Genomic DNA, 14,564 nt, shown 5'->3' with positions numbered 1-14,564 from the left:
AGGGTTGATCGATTGTTTGTAAGGGCTGCTGTGGCTGTAGATGCACCAGCAGGATGTCAGAATGTAGCGGGGGCTTAAGTGTCTCTAACTTTCTTCACAACCTGCCTGTGCAATCAGGAAATCCTTAACACAAGAAATTCTGCTTACTAAAGAGTGTGGTTCTAGCTTTACCCCTACTACGGCAGGCAAGGAACCAGAGCATACATCTGGACAAGCCAGGTTTGTCCAGGAACATAAAGTTCCTAGAGTAGCGGCTCTTTAAAGAAATACAGAATGATCTATAAGTATATTTACTGATTAGATGAAAATTGTGACTCTTGTATTAATTAACTACCTAGATTCGCGGAGAGCCACTTGATGCAACTGTCATACTAAGCCTCTCTAATAATAAGATTGTGTGAAGCACTTTAGCTGACAGGAACACTTCCTACGTGATACACCTTAGGATACATTTTCAGTGAGCGTAGGAAACATAGGAATTACTATAAAAATTACAGTAGTAAGTGAGAAATTTACAGTAATTCAGTATGTAATTATCCTATGCTTAACTGAAGCAAACTAACAAAATGGGTCTAAAGAAAGAAGCTACATCTTTTTTCTTCAAGGAAGATTGTATCTTTACACAGCAGCTCCATTGCCAACACAAGTATTCATACAAAAAGCACAAAGGAAGTTCATTAATTTGTAGTTGATTGTTCTTTGTGCAAGTGTTTAGCGTATGAATCTAGTATGAGTAACCTTGCTCGTAGCTTTACTATAAGGACAATTGTGGCTCCAGTAGCTGTTATTGGAGCTGGCTTTGCTTTAGCCGATTGCTCTATCGAGCGCATAACAACTAATTAAATAATCCACCTTTCTTTGATTAAGTAGGAGCCTGCACTGATGTATCATATTCTTTTAAGCAGAGACTTTGATTTAGAAGGCATTGAGCGTGAAGCCCAGGCAGGCAAACGTCCGCGTCACGTTATATGGAATCTCAGCCAAACATTAGGAGCAACCGTTCACGTTCCCACTAACGACCCACTTACTCTCTTTGACTGGCTGTGCTCGAAGATCATTGGGCAACCCGAACAGTGGGCGCTGGCTCGGCGCTTAGTGTCTCAGCTTACAGAACACGATACTGTCTTCTGTTTAGGCGAAGATGTGGGTTTTGCGCTGGCAATACTTTGCAAATTCAAGGGCAAGAGACCGAAATTAGCGGTTTCAGTGATGGCTCCCTATCGGAGACGTGTGCGACGCCTGTTAAAGTTCTTCCGCCTCAGCGATCAAATTGACCTCTTTGCCGTCAATACTCAAATAAAAGCAACCTATATCCGTGATTATTTGCAGCTTTCTGGCGATCGTATCTATCAGCAGCCAGAGCAAACTGATATTCGATTCTTTAACCCTGGTGCCGCACAGCCCAAAACGAGACCATTGGTTGTCAGTGCTGGCTTAGAACAGCGAGACTATCAAACGTTGGCTACTGCCACACAAGCTCTGGATGTTGACGTGAAAATTTGTGCCGTTTCACCTAACGCATCGGCAAAGACAAAGGTTGTGTTCCCAAAAGTCATGCCTGATAACATGGCTTCCCGACACTACGACTGGTCTGAGTTTTTGCAACTTTACCGCGATGCCGATGTTGTGGTCGTTAGCCTTTTGTGGAATAACTACTCGGCTGGACTCACAACGCTCATAGAAGCGATGGCATGTCGGCGACCCGTCGTTATGACCCGTACCCCCGGTCTTGCCGACGAATTGATCAACTTAGGGCTTGTCACTGGAGTTGAGGCTGGTGATGCTGCTGGACTGCAACACGCTATTACACACTTGCTAGAGCATCCTGAAGTAGCTGCTCAACAAGCGGAAGCGGCTTATGCGCGCATTTTGAGCGAGCATACCAGTGAATACTATGTCGAGAGTATGATCGCTCAACTGCAACAGTTAGGTAACGTGCCCCAACCTGAGTCCTTTGCAGCACCTTTGCCAGCTTAATGTCTCTAAACTCAATACTCGTCTTGGCTCCTCACTAATCAGTGAAATGAGGGTGATTGCGATCGACTTAATAGCTTTCTTCTTTTATACCAATTCCCTTTCTACACGCTACGAAGTAAGATTCCCCTTCATAAGCGGGAGCTTCATAAGCGGGATTGAGGAAAATTAAGTGGAGAAAGCTATAGCCAGCATTTTTTAGATTGATACTATTGGCAACATTTCGATCGCGCTTGCTTCTAGCAAAGAAATCTGTTTGATAGGCTAATGTAACTTATTGAATAGATTTTTACGTTGCCAAAGTCTTTTTTAACAGCTTGTGGGATAGGCGCTTCTTCCCCCTGCGCTGCTTTATCTCTAAGTTTTATAGGCTATTTTTGCTGCCGATCTTTTTGTATCTTGCTATTGTTGCCTTAATGTAGGTTAACGACCCGCTCTGCTCTTAAAAATCAGAAGAAACCTAGACTTTGTTTTGCGGTCTATGTCTCTGCGTCTGTTAAAGAAAAAGATGTAGTGTGTCAGTGAGCTTAGTCGGATTATTGTTGATTGCTCTCCTATCAAGAGCTGATTCATGTCGCTACACAAAGTGTGGTGAAGTAAGCAGCGTTGCCACAAGGTTCAAAATCATTTGGCTGTAGACAGTGAACCTGGAAAGACAGTGAACCTGAGAGTTCCTCCGTTCTGCCCGATCAATGCTGGTAGGATGCTGGCAGAATTATATCCCCGTATGGACTAGGCATCTTGCAGGCTCAGGCTATAATGCTCAACAAGTTGGGTTGGGTAGTTTTTAGACGGGTAGGCTTTGCCACCTAAGTTCAATAAGAAGGATCGCTTGTAGTGACAAAAACTGAAAGAGGCGCGCATGTGCAACAGTCGGATCAAGCCAGTCAGCCTCATAGTCACTTAGGCGCTACTGTTCCTCCACAACCATCGATCGCCATCCCACCATCTCAAAGCAATCCTCCTGCAAGATGGCTGTTAAAACGTTTAGCCCTGGTTGCGGCAGCGGCAGTCTCTACTGCGATCGGTATGACAGTGGCGATGATGGTGCCATTGCCAACGGGTGTCGCGTCGAGTACAGAAGGGGAGAAGTCACCCAACGGTAGTCTTTGGCAGTCTGGCTTTCAGTATCAGGTCGGTCGCCCAGTTAACATCCTGGTTATGGGGATCGATCGTGTCCCCCAGGCTAAGGCAGGCTCAAAAGAACTTTTTAATGGACGCAGTGATACGATGCTGCTGCTACGAGTTGACCCTACTGATGACTCAGTAAAGCTGCTGTCAATTCCACGTGATACTCAAGTCAGTATCCCTACAGTTGGTGTCACTAAAGTCAATGATGCCAATGTGAGGGGAGGCTCTGAGCTAGCTGCCAGAACGGTCAGTGGTCTTTTGAATGGCATATCGATCGATCGATACGTACGAGTCGATACAGCAGCATTTCGAGAACTCGTTGATTTGCTGGGCGGCGTTGAGGTCTATGTGCCTGAGAAAATGTCCTACGTTGATCAGACTCAGAAGCTGAAGATTGATCTCTCTCCTGGCTTACAAACTCTTAATGGCGACCAAGCCGAGCAGTTTGCTCGTTTTCGGCAGGATGCCTACGGTGATATTGGGCGCGTTCAACGTCAGCAAACTCTGCTCAAAGCGTTGCTTAAACGCCTGACGAACCCCCTCGTGCTGCCCCGGTTACCCGGGTTGGTTTCGGCAATGCAGAAGTACATTGATACAAATCTGAGCCTGGAGGAAATGATTGCACTGACCAGTGCTGGACGCAAGCTAAGCCAAGGCAACTTTAAAATGGTGATGTTGCCAGGGCGCTTCAGCAATCCTGACGAGTTTGTTGCCAGCTATTGGATTATGAACCCTGAGGGGCGCGATCGGGTTTTGCGGCAGTATTTTGACGTAGAGGCAATGGATGCAGCGACGAATCAACTACGCACTCAAGACCTTAGAGTTGCCATTCAAAACGCATCTAGTAAGCCAGATGCAGCTAATGAACTGCGCGCTTATCTGTCGAACCAGGGCTTTTCAAACGTCTATATCGCCTCTGACTGGTCTGACAAACAGAAGCAAACCCAAATCATTGCCCAACAAGGCGACTTAAGCAGTGCAGAAATGGTGCAAAAACTGCTGAATGCGGGTCGAGTTGCTGCCGATTCAACAGGTGATTTAGACTCCGATTTGACTATCCGCCTTGGCGATGATTGGGTTTTCCCAGCAAAGTAACGTGATGTCTAGATATCTCTATGGTTAGAGAAACGTGAGGGCACTGATCGCTGCTTCATCTTGTTGTTAGATAGGAATAGTGGTCTTCCAATCTGCCAGGTTTTTCTATGCAAGAGGTTTCAATCAAATTTATGAGGCGATTTTTTGTTGTCTTGCTGGCGATCGCGCTAGCGTGGTTATGGGTGCTATTAGGCGCTACGCCTGCTTTTGCTCAGGCAAAAACAATTAATTACAGCAACACTAATTTAGAAAACCGTGACTTTGCTAACACTGATTTAGTTGGAGGTGTTTTTGTAGCGGCAGAGATGCGTAATGCCAATTTTGTGGGCGCAAATATGAAAGGTGCAATCTTGACAAAAGGAAATCTTTTGGGCGCTAACCTGACAGGCGCAAATTTAGAAAATGCGTTGGGCGATCGCGTCACCTTCTACAAAGCAAAGCTTACGAATGCTATTTTGGTTGGTGCAACGCTGAGCCGCAGCATCTTTAATGAAGCAGAGGTGACTGGAGCCGATTTTACCGATGCCATCATCGATCGCTACGATATTCTGCAACTCTGCCAGCGTGCTGAAGGTGTCAATCCATCAACGGGTGTTGCGACACGCGACAGCTTAGGATGCCGCTGAGTTGAAGCACTCTGATGCAATGATGCTTTCTGCTAGTTACGAAAGTTCCACCAGTCAGAGTCAGTCCCGCAAACGATACTAACGGCGTTTGCGCTGGCGTGGTTGCGTTGATCGACGCACAGCCCCAATGAGCATAACAGCAGAGCCAGCCCAAGCTGCAAGATGGTTATGGCGCTTCCGCGATGTACCAGTAGACTGTGCTGGCTGCGTACGTTCAGACTCGGTTTGCATCGTTGCTGTACCTTCAGTCCTTGGCGTAATCCATACAGCATGGTCGCTAGGCGTGATTTCTGAGCCACGATGCTTGGCAAAAACCTGCGTAAACTCAGCACCAAACAAAATAATTTGTGCTGAATAGAAGACCCACAACAAAAGAATAACGAGTGAACCAGCGGCTCCATAGGCTGAGGTCGCACCACTATTGCCTAAATACAGCCCAATCAGAAACTTACCAATGTTAAACAGAAGGGACGTGGTAGCAGCGCCAATCCAAAGGTCTTTCCAGGCAACATTGACATCAGGCAAAAACTTATAAATGGCAGCGAACAGGAGCGTAATGAAGCCAAACGAAACCACGAAGTTTAAAAGCTGACCTAACGCAACAAAGGTCGGTAGAAAATGGCTAAAGAAGGTGGTGATCGCTGCCAACGCTGCTGATAAAACTAGCGAGACTAATAGCAAAAAGCCAATTACCAAAACCATAGCAAAGGACAGAAAGCGAGCCTGAATAAAGCTTGCAATGCCTTGGCCCGGTTTCGGTTTAACACCCCAAATTGTATTCAGTGCATCTTGCAACTGGCCAAAAACACCAGAGGCTCCAAACAGTAGCGTTACCACCCCAACGATCGTTGCGAGAGTGCCACCAGAACCGGGGCGATTAACGTTTTGGATCATTCCTTGAATCGCTTCTGCCCCGTCCTGCCCTACTAGACCGCGAATCTGCCCTACAATCTCGCCTCTAGCAGCCTCTTCACCAAAGACAACACCAGCGATCGAAATCGCAATCAACAAGAGTGGAGCGAGCGAAAAGATAGTGTAGTACGCCAATGCTGCTGCCCAGAGCGGTACTTTATCTTCGCTCCATTCTGCTACCGTCTCTTTGAGCAGCGTAACGACATCTTTTGCCTTCATCCCATTGCCCTTGCTAATTAATTTTGACCATCATTGCAGGATAAACAGAATACAAGCATCAGTCTGAGGAATGGCATCTGCTAACAGGAACCAATTAATTCCTTTTAAGTCATCCTTTTTGATACTTGACCGCAGAAATCTACTTCATGCGATTGCTGGGTGAATATTACTGATTTAAGGCATTCCCAAGTTCCTAGATGTTTGAAAAACTCGGAAATCTGAGTGGTCATTTTTGCTTCTTGCAGTACTAGCTTCCGGTAGATAGGTGGGTAGATGCCTCACTTAATCGATCCAGGCTATAACTGAGCAGCTATTATCGTTATTCTGAACTCGTCTCTTGTCTATCTGTAATGCTGCAATCTTCAAAGAAATTAGCGGGTGTACTGTTAGCGGCGAAGCTGCTGGTCATGCCATCTCTGGCTATGGCAGCAACACCAGCTACCGTTGAACCCCCAACTACCACCGAGACCGTTACCCCACAGGAAGATCAGCCCGCGCTGCCAAATCAGCGAGATATTCCGAAAACGCTGGCTCCCTACCTTGATCCCGGCGTTCATCCAGATTTGCGGTTTGAGCCTGATCCAGCCTTAACAAAACCGGATGCTGAAGCGTTACGGTTAGAAATTCGCCTTAGCCGTCGTCAGGTGACGCTGTATCGTGGCTCTACAGTGGTCAAAAACTACGCGATCGCCGTTGGTCGTCCTGGCTGGGAAACGCCGACTGGTTCTTACGAAGTCAAGCAAATGATCAAGAACCCCACCTGGATAAATCCCTTACGAAAAGGGGTGGTAATTCCAGGTGGTGATCCTGAAAACCCGCTTGGACGCTACTGGATTGGCTTCTGGACTGATGGTAAGAACTGGATTGGCTTTCACGGTACGCCGAACCCTCGATCAGTCGGTCGAGCAGCGTCTCATGGCTGTATTCGGATGTACAACAAAGATGTAGAAGACCTATTCAAACAAGTCACCCTTGGCACCGTCGTTACAGTTGTGAAGTAAGATGCCCGCTCAGGTCGTTGCGATCGCCTGGTCGATCTGGTCAACTTCTGTCTGATCGAGCTTGACCGTTGCAGCCGTGATGGAATCCTCAATGCTCTCTGGTTTACTGGCACCGGGGATCGGTAAGACGCTAGGTGATTTTGCCCGCAGCCATGCCAGCACAATGCTGTAAACCGAAATACCCTTTGCTTGCGCCAATTGGACGATCGCCTTGATCTCTTTAATTTGGTTAAACCGTCGGCTACCGCCTAAGGGGCTCCAGGGTAAGAAGGTCAGCCCTTCGCGATCGCAATACTCCAGCACCCCATCCGACTCTGGTTCACGATTCCAGGGATTGTACTGGTTCTGCACTGACTCGATTTCAACTACATCACGTGCACGCTTAATCTGCTCGACCGAAAAGTTGGAAACACCCACAAACCGAATCAGACCGTTGACAACGGCTTCTCTAGCTGGCTTAAGCGACTCTTCAATCGAGTAATTGGGGTCGGGGGCATGATACTGCCAGAGTCCGATCGGTTGATCGCCGCCCAGCGCCTCAAAGCTGGCATGGATCGTTTCCCGGAGATGGTCAGGATTCCCATTGCGTGTCCAGTCACCGTTTGGTCGCATCAAACCACCCTTCGTCGCAATCATGACATTGCTCGTATCCTGACTGTACTCCTGGAGTGCTTTATAAATTAGACGTTCGTTATGGTGCTTGTCTGACTCATCTTTGCAATAAGAATCGGCAGTATCGATGAGTGTAACGCCGAGATCAAGAGCGCGATGAATCGTGGCGATCGACTGTGCTTCGGGTGGGCGACTGCTGAGTGACATTGGCATACCACCCAAACCGATTGCGCTGACGGGTATACCTGTGTTGCCTAACTGTTTCGTTTCCATGCCATACCTATATAAGTGGGCTGTGTTTGAGAGCAAGTTGCTACATTGCTGCTGTTACGGCTTATTATTGCCGCTGCAATGTAGAAGTAAAGCAACTTGTACGGCTCTCTCACCGTCGATCAACAGCTCACCGCAGAAACGGTTAATAGTCATCCTTCTAGAGGCAGGATGATTGGAGCGATAGTATGGCATCAATTCAACCACAGCAATATCGGGTGCTTGCAATTTTGCCGTCGTGATTATAACGATCGCCCTTACGCTTCGTCTGTGTCTAGCTCTGGAAAACGATCGTAGATTTTAGTAAGAAGCACATACAGTTCGTCTAAGACTTCTTCTGCACCATCCTGATCAGTAACTGCTATTAGCTCTTCTAAGCCGTTAATTAAAGACAGAAGCTGCTGTGATTGCTCGTCTTCTAAACCAGTACTCATATTTGCACCTTTACTACACTGGCTATTTACTGAGTCTAAACCGAACTCACGCCCCTTCATTATCCTTCGTACTATTTTCAGGCGAGCGTTTGTTTGAGAAATTCTAAACTGTCGGTTGCGATGCGATTGCGCCTAGTGGCTAGCTTGTGAGTTCACTTATTGGTTATGATACCGTGTCCTTGAGCGGTGGTTTACCGTGTCCCTGAGCGGTGATTTAAAGGGCGCACAGATGCAGAAAGTTTGCTTTGAGCTAGAGGTTTACTCCTTCCACATTGACTTTATCGGTCATGTGAACAACATCGTTTATGTGCAATGGATGGAGATTGGACGTACAAAATTGCTGGAAGCCGTTGGAATGCCGCTCCACGAAATCTTACAGCAGGGGTTTGCTCCAGTTTTAGTGCAAACTCAGATCACCTATAAAACACCACTCTTTTTAGGCGATCGCGTACAGGTAGAGCTGTGGCTTTCGGAATTGCGGCAGGCATCCGCTGTTATGCAGATCCATTTCTACAACACTCAAAGAACATTGGCAGCAGAAGCATGGCAAAAAGGATTGTTTGTTGATCGCACCACGCTACGCCCAAGACGGTTGCAGTCAGAAGAACGAGCGTTATTTTTGCCCTATGTGCATTCAGATGAAGCCATAAATAGCTGAACATAGTTATTTATAAGCTGCCTTTTGACTTCGCTCAATGCGGTCAGCCCTATATGTCGGCGGGTTGAGCGCAGTCGAAGCCCGGTCTCTCAGTAGTGATTTAGCCCTCCTACTTATTGGGTGAAGCACTGGCTCATTCAACGCTAAGACATGAAGCATAACTAAAGCCAAAGCATCTCGATAAAGTTAACGTCTTTCGTTCCACTCAATATCGGCGCTAAGTCTGCAATAAGTCCCTTTAAGGGATGGACAAGAAGGGACTGATCATTTATGGTGATCTATTGATGCAAGTCTTTGTCATTAAGTCTGTTTCCCTCCGTTTTGATTCAAGCAAGCTTGAGTGGAGGTTCCCGTTTCTGTTTACTCGCTGTGCCACTGCTTTGTCCTCATTCCTTGTTTCAATGCTCTGGAAGAGGAAGCGTTGCAAGCAGCATTTGGGGAAGCAGCGTTGGGCACGTCGCACATAACATTTTCTCCTTCATTGCCTGCCGTTAACCCTGGTTGAAATTGACTGTGAATCGTCTTCAGAAGCCTCAAAACTCTTTACGCTGGTTTTTGATTTTCCTATCTCTAGGACTGCACGGCTTGGTCTTGAGCTTACCGATCGACCATGAGAAGCCAGAGGAAAAACCTCGGAGCACTTCAGTCAAGGTGGTGCCATTGCCAAAGCAGCCTTCTTCCCTTGCCGTTATTCCTAAACCTAGTCCCTCGAAGGCTTCAGTCGCTACCTTTGTGCCTAAGCGGGCGTTACCGAAACCTGTTGCCAGGGTAAAGGCACCGCTTATTACTATCCCGCAAGAGCCTGTAAGCCGCAGCTTACCCCCTGCTTCCTCTGCACCCACACCGATCTCACCTCCTGCGTCTTCTGCCCCTGTGACCCCTTCAACCCCTGTCCAGCCCGTACCGACACCGAGCCCAGATGTCTTTCAAGTTGAGGGTGCGATCGCCTGCGAGGGCATTAAGGACTGCTACGCGTCTGCCGAGACAAACGGGCGGGAGATTTCTCAAACCCTGGAGCAACAGCTTCAAGCCAAGGGGTATACCCTTCAGCCGCTTGATTTGGACGAAGATACTGGTATGAAGGTCTATCGCCTGTTCCGACAAGGTCAAGCTAGGGACTACCTGCATATCATTTGGACGGATCAAGGCACGCGTAGTTTACGTTTGCCTAAGCCTGTGAAGAATCGACAGGCTCTTGCAGCAGTAGCACAGCTTGTACCTCAAGATCTTTAGAGCTGCTGACCCATTAGTGTCATCCGACCTTTGGCACTCTACGTCTTGACTGACTCATGTGTTACTGCCTTACCCCTGTAGCTTGAGAACAGAGTGATAGACCGAAAACCCTTGGCTGCTTGACTACGCAGAGAAGCTAGGGTTATCGCTCGATACAAACGCGCAATGTTCTAGCAGGGCTATGTTGGGCTAGCACGATCGTAGACGTAAGCCTGTAAGCCTCTAGATTAGGATGGGAGAAGAACAGTTTGATTGCAGTATGGCAAAGCAGGAACAACCCCTTACGGGAGCAGCACTGGTCAAAGAAGTCTGTCGGCGCATTCGGGTTGCCCGCAGCTATTGGGATGCCCACAATAATGCTGCCTGTCGGGGCGAACGCGATCGCGCTTTAGCCCTTTACAACACCCTAACAAAAGAGCAAAAAGACCAAATTCCACAGCAGTTACGGGTGTGGCTGCGCTACCGTAGCGAAAAATACTTTGGGGAACATCGCACGCCACCCAAGGCGAAACGAAAGGCGAAAGATAGCAGTCGAAGAGAACGTTAGGACAGACTTAAACCTTGAAACTTCCTTCGAGTAAGGGCTTTTCTTTATCCTTTTGCCATAGCTTTTAGTGTTCCTGGATGACGTAGTGAGTAAACCGCTTATGAGCAATTTTTTTATGCGGCTCAATAAACCAGGATTCAGCTAAAGCAGTGACTTGAGTAGAGGCGGCTGACGTACTTGAAACCAGCAATGTGGAAGAAAGGTTTCAGCGTACCCCGAACTCAGGTTAAATAGTGAAGTTCTACTATGCAGACCCCACGTGACTGAATCGAAACCGACTCGCTCTCTAGCAGGCATTGCCGGGATTGTGGCGATCGCCACGCTCATCAGCAAGCTTTTTGGGCTAGTGCGACAGCAGGCGATCGCGGCTGCTTTTGGGGTGGGTCCTGCCTACGGTGCCTATAACTTTGCCTACGTCATCCCAAGCTTTTTGCTGATTCTATTGGGAGGTATCAACGGTCCCTTTCATAGTGCGATCGTCAGCGTACTGGCAAAGCGCAAGCAAGCCGAAGTTGCTCCCATTATGGAAGGCATTACAACGCTAGTAGGGGGCATCTTGCTGCTCGTCACGATCGGGCTTGTCGTGTTTGCCAATCCTTTAATGCATCTGGTGGCTCCAGGCTTATACATCACTGCTGACCAGGCAACCGCGCAAGGCATTGACGCAGCCACCTTTGAAACCTTGCAGCAAACGAGAGCGATCGCGGTGCAGCAGTTTCGCATTATGGCACCAATGGCAATGCTAGCAGGGCTAATCGGGATTGGCTTTGGAGCCTTGAACGCAGCGGATCAGTATTGGCTACCGTCCATCAGCCCCCTGTTCTCTAGCGTGACGATGCTGGTTGGTCTGGGTGGACTAGCGCTTTACCTGGGCGACAAGATTGCTTTACCGCAATATGCAGCCTTAGGTGGAGCAGTGCTGGCATGGTCAACGCTGGCAGGAGCCGTTTTGCAATGGTTGGTTCAGCTTCCGGCGCAGTGGAAGTCAGGACTGGGTGGTCTTCGGTTGCGCTTTAACTTCCGCGAACCAGCCGTGCAGGAAGTGATCAAAATCATGGGTCCGGCTACGTTTTCGTCGGGCATGATGCAAATCAATGTATGGACAGATCTATTTTTTGCCTCCTTTATTCCTAATGCGGCGGCGGCGGTTTCAGCAATGGGGTACGCTGGGCTGCTTGTGCTGACACCGTTGGGCATTATCTCTAACGCTATTTTGGTGCCACTCTTGCCTGCATTTGCCAAGCTAGCTGCACCCGAAAACTGGGCTGAACTCAAGGTGCGGATTCGCCAGGGTTTACTAACAACGGCTGTGACAATGCTGCCTGTAAGTGCGCTGATGATGGCGCTAGCGTTTCCGCTCTCACGAGTTGTCTACGAACGCTATGCATTTACTGTCGCAGACTCAGCCTTGACGGCTTCAGTGCTAGTTGTTTATGCACTGGGGATGTTTTTTTATCTGGCGCGGGATGTTTTGGTGCGAGTGTTTTACGCTCTAGAAGATGGCGATACGCCGTTTCGCATCAGCGTCGTCAATATTTTTCTCAACGCACTGCTGGACTTCTTCCTGGTCAAGCCTTTAGGAGCGCCGGGTTTAATACTGGCAACTGTGGCCGTGAATGTGGTTTCGATGATAGCTATGCTATGGATGCTCAACCGTCGCCTAGGTGGCTTACCCTTGCGGGAGTGGGCTGTACCACTGGCAGGGTTGACGATCGCTAGCATTGCTTCTGGCTTTGCCGCTTGGGGCACACTGCAAGCCAGCGAACATTTTCTTGGTCGCGAAGGACCATGGCTGTTGTTGTTGCAGCTATGTCTCTCTGGGCTGGTAGGGTTAGGCATCTTTGGGCTGATTGCCATCCAGCTTCGGATACCAGAGGTAAAGCAGGTGAGCGATCGTCTCAGACAGCGCTTTCTCAAGCAACCTTAACTAACATTGTCAAAGCCTTGGTCAAAAACCAACTGCATTCCTTGCGGGAAAAAACCTGCGAAGAACCTGTGAGAAACAATCTAACGGCTATAGCCTCAGGAAGTGGGTAACTGTACTTTGAAAGCAACTCACCGCTTGAGGCTAAGGCTAAAACGTTGGCTGCTGATAAGCCAATGTTTTCTTACATATCTCGCTGAAACTCTTCCAGCAGGTCAATCAAGTTAACCTGGCATTGCATAGGCAGCAGATCGGTTAACGGTACTTCGCGCTTGCCGCCACCCAGTTTTACCGAAATGCCTTCAAGGATCTTGATGACTTCATTTTCTGCGATGGCGTTGGCAGACAATAGCGGATAGAACTTCTCCGCTAGAACAGTATGCAGATGAGCATCCGCTAAGTAGAGATGCCACTTTGCTACGTCAATGTAGATTTTTTCACCGATCTCGGCAGCCAGTGCTTCGATCGCTTCACTAGAACTGGTTAGTGCCATGATGATAATCCCCGATTTTGTTAAAGAGAGCGTGTACTAAAAAGGCTGCTAATGCCTAAAGACCAATTACGACAACGATGCGTAGTTAGGTTTACCCTCATCGTTACCCTTCTCCCACCGAAGAAGGGCTTTTAAGCGTTTCCAGGTCGTTAGCCAATTCCGAGAGGAGCAAATGGCAACGACCAAATGCCTCGATCGCCTCAGAAGCTATTACTTAGACGCTTTAGTCGTGTTTGCCGTGACCTTTGGCTTAAAACCAGTGCCCGCACTGGTGGCTGTGGCGGTTGGTTCAGAGTAATTGGCAATCGTCAAAATAAACATTGCATGGGCAACCAAAAGTCCTGCCCAGACAAGTGTAAGCAAGGGTGTCCAGGGCAAACTATCTGGAGCACCAGGTGGGGACGTTCTTTCGCCGAGAATGCGGAAAAACCAGAGCCCAGAATTGGTGACTGCAAAGATCGCAACATGCATTGCCAAGTTCATACGATCATCAAGCTTACGGTAAGCCGGATCGTTGCGATCGGGTTGACGGGGCCAACGAGGAGGCATAGATTGTGAAACCGTGATGAATAGTGAAAACGTAGACCGATAGTCTACTTCTAGAATAGCGAACTACTTGCATTGTCAGTTTTTTAGCGTTAAGCAAGCAATCTACGCCATACTACAGCCTGTATACAGCACTCTCACTTACAAAAGCATTCCTTAAATTGCCTTTAAGATCAGGCACTTCTAACGAATGACTAAGGTTAGAATTCAGACAGGAAACTCCCTCATACCGGACTAGGTTTGTGGCTATTGCACGCTTCTTTCGCGGCTCAACGTTTAAGCGTCGCCTGACTTACCTGGCGATCGTGGTTCTTCCCGATGAAGCCGCCGCTTTTCAGGCATATCGGTTGCTGCACTACCACGGTATTTCTCCAGAGCATTTGGCGATCGTGGGCGCAGGGTACAGCAGTCCCGATCGGGTGGGCTTAAAAACCCCGTTGCATATTGCTTTTCATAAAGCCCGCAGTTTTGGCACTATTGCTGCTTGCTCAGGCTTTGTCTTGAGCCTTGTTGCCTCGCTGATCTTTACCCCAGGCTGGAATACAGCCGCAGTTGTGTTGACAACAACTCTACTCAGCGGCATTTGTGCTGCCGTGGCTGGCAGCTTGTTTGGCTTTTTAGGCGAGGGCAGCACCGCCAGCATTTATCGTCATCACCTGAACCACGGACGCTATCTGTTGATGATTGAAGGACCCGAAAAGCTGGTGCACTGGGGGCAGGAGGTCTTGGGACATTACTCGGCACCGAGTCTCTACTAAAGAACGCTTTAGAAAGTGTTTGTAAATGCTGGTTAAGCAGGTTTCAAGTTCCTCGTTCGTCGGTTGTTTGTTAACCGCCTCAGCATCAACCGAATCATGACCACATAAACCATGCCTTCATGATTTTCAGG

The 14,564-nt window shown here is 48.3% G+C and carries 14 protein-coding genes; 9 read left to right on the top strand and 5 right to left on the bottom strand.

Going from position 1 to position 14,564, the window contains the following annotated elements; translation table 11 throughout:
* Positions 1–882 precede the first annotated feature (882 nt).
* From H6F86_RS06295 to H6F86_RS06285, 3 genes are all read left to right on the top strand, one after another.
* Positions 883–1,977, top strand: a complete 1,095-nt coding sequence (locus tag H6F86_RS06295) for a glycosyltransferase (RefSeq protein WP_199305122.1) — start codon at positions 883–885, stop codon at positions 1,975–1,977.
* Positions 1,978–2,811: 834 nt separating this feature from the next.
* Complete coding sequence (locus tag H6F86_RS06290; protein ID WP_347240095.1) at positions 2,812–4,200, top strand: LCP family protein; 1,389 nt, start codon at positions 2,812–2,814, stop codon at positions 4,198–4,200.
* Between the two features lie 107 nt (positions 4,201–4,307).
* Positions 4,308–4,826, top strand: a complete 519-nt coding sequence (locus H6F86_RS06285; RefSeq protein ID WP_190447256.1) for a pentapeptide repeat-containing protein — start codon at positions 4,308–4,310, stop codon at positions 4,824–4,826.
* 78 nt (positions 4,827–4,904) lie between these two features.
* On the opposite strand, the gene H6F86_RS06280 is transcribed toward H6F86_RS06285, so the two are convergent.
* Entirely contained in the window at positions 4,905–5,957 is a 1,053-nt protein-coding gene (locus H6F86_RS06280; protein WP_190447255.1) for a YihY/virulence factor BrkB family protein, read from the bottom strand.
* Positions 5,958–6,307: 350 nt separating this feature from the next.
* Between H6F86_RS06280 and H6F86_RS06275 the strand changes: the two genes are divergently transcribed.
* Positions 6,308–6,958 (top strand): L,D-transpeptidase, encoded by a 651-nt coding sequence (locus H6F86_RS06275; protein WP_190447254.1) that lies wholly within the window; start codon positions 6,308–6,310, stop codon positions 6,956–6,958.
* A 9-nt stretch (positions 6,959–6,967) separates the two neighbouring features.
* Here the strand turns inward: H6F86_RS06275 and H6F86_RS06270 are convergent, their stop codons facing one another.
* Positions 6,968–7,843, bottom strand: a complete 876-nt coding sequence (locus H6F86_RS06270; RefSeq protein WP_190447253.1) for an aldo/keto reductase — start codon at positions 7,841–7,843, stop codon at positions 6,968–6,970.
* A gap of 254 nt (positions 7,844–8,097) precedes the next feature.
* Positions 8,098–8,274: a hypothetical protein gene (locus tag H6F86_RS06265; protein ID WP_190447252.1), complete on the bottom strand. Its 177-nt coding sequence runs from the start codon at positions 8,272–8,274 to the stop codon at positions 8,098–8,100.
* 196 nt (positions 8,275–8,470) lie between these two features.
* Between H6F86_RS06265 and H6F86_RS06260 the strand changes: the two genes are divergently transcribed.
* The 4 genes from H6F86_RS06260 to murJ all read left to right on the top strand — a co-directional run bounded on the left by H6F86_RS06260 (position 8,471) and on the right by murJ (position 12,639).
* A complete protein-coding gene (locus H6F86_RS06260) occupies positions 8,471–8,932 on the top strand; it encodes a thioesterase family protein (protein WP_199305121.1) in 462 nt (153 codons plus the stop codon).
* Positions 8,933–9,445: 513 nt separating this feature from the next.
* Positions 9,446–10,165, top strand: a complete 720-nt coding sequence (locus H6F86_RS06255) for a hypothetical protein (RefSeq protein ID WP_206756012.1) — start codon at positions 9,446–9,448, stop codon at positions 10,163–10,165.
* 259 nt (positions 10,166–10,424) lie between these two features.
* Complete coding sequence (locus tag H6F86_RS06250) at positions 10,425–10,712, top strand: Precorrin-3B methylase (protein ID WP_190447250.1); 288 nt, start codon at positions 10,425–10,427, stop codon at positions 10,710–10,712.
* A 259-nt stretch (positions 10,713–10,971) separates the two neighbouring features.
* Entirely contained in the window at positions 10,972–12,639 is a 1,668-nt protein-coding gene (gene murJ / locus H6F86_RS06245; RefSeq protein ID WP_190447249.1) for a murein biosynthesis integral membrane protein MurJ, read from the top strand.
* A 181-nt stretch (positions 12,640–12,820) separates the two neighbouring features.
* Here murJ and H6F86_RS06240 read toward each other — a convergent pair whose 3' ends face one another.
* Positions 12,821–13,129 carry a DUF3181 family protein gene (locus H6F86_RS06240; RefSeq protein WP_190447248.1) on the bottom strand — a complete coding sequence of 103 codons (309 nt, stop codon included), beginning with the start codon at positions 13,127–13,129 and terminating at the stop codon, positions 12,821–12,823.
* Positions 13,130–13,339: 210 nt separating this feature from the next.
* A complete protein-coding gene (locus tag H6F86_RS06235; protein WP_190447247.1) occupies positions 13,340–13,678 on the bottom strand; it encodes a hypothetical protein in 339 nt (112 codons plus the stop codon).
* A gap of 239 nt (positions 13,679–13,917) precedes the next feature.
* Between H6F86_RS06235 and H6F86_RS06230 the strand changes: the two genes are divergently transcribed.
* Positions 13,918–14,433 (top strand): hypothetical protein, encoded by a 516-nt coding sequence (locus H6F86_RS06230; protein ID WP_190447246.1) that lies wholly within the window; start codon positions 13,918–13,920, stop codon positions 14,431–14,433.
* Positions 14,434–14,564 lie beyond the last annotated feature (131 nt).

It is taken from the genome of Phormidium sp. FACHB-592, from assembly GCF_014695795.1.
GTDB lineage: Bacteria > Cyanobacteriota > Cyanobacteriia > Leptolyngbyales > Leptolyngbyaceae > Stenomitos.
The sequence above is the reverse complement of the archived record's forward strand: the minus strand, read 5'-3'. Positions and strand labels throughout refer to the sequence as shown.

Bases quoted from the DNA above. Each gene is read 5' to 3' on its own strand.
- H6F86_RS06295 (WP_199305122.1), top strand. From the start codon at position 883: ATGTATCATATTCTTTTAAGCAGAGACTTTGATTTAGAAGGCATTGAG.
- H6F86_RS06285 (WP_190447256.1), top strand. From the start codon at position 4,308: ATGCAAGAGGTTTCAATCAAATTTATGAGGCGATTTTTTGTTGTCTTG.
- H6F86_RS06235 (WP_190447247.1), bottom strand. From the start codon at position 13,678: ATGCCTCCTCGTTGGCCCCGTCAACCCGATCGCAACGATCCGGCTTAC.
- H6F86_RS06265 (WP_190447252.1), bottom strand. From the start codon at position 8,274: ATGAGTACTGGTTTAGAAGACGAGCAATCACAGCAGCTTCTGTCTTTA.
- H6F86_RS06240 (WP_190447248.1), bottom strand. From the start codon at position 13,129: ATGGCACTAACCAGTTCTAGTGAAGCGATCGAAGCACTGGCTGCCGAG.
- H6F86_RS06275 (WP_190447254.1), top strand. From the start codon at position 6,308: ATGCTGCAATCTTCAAAGAAATTAGCGGGTGTACTGTTAGCGGCGAAG.
- H6F86_RS06250 (WP_190447250.1), top strand. From the start codon at position 10,425: ATGGCAAAGCAGGAACAACCCCTTACGGGAGCAGCACTGGTCAAAGAA.
- H6F86_RS06280 (WP_190447255.1), bottom strand. From the start codon at position 5,957: ATGAAGGCAAAAGATGTCGTTACGCTGCTCAAAGAGACGGTAGCAGAA.
- H6F86_RS06270 (WP_190447253.1), bottom strand. From the start codon at position 7,843: ATGGAAACGAAACAGTTAGGCAACACAGGTATACCCGTCAGCGCAATC.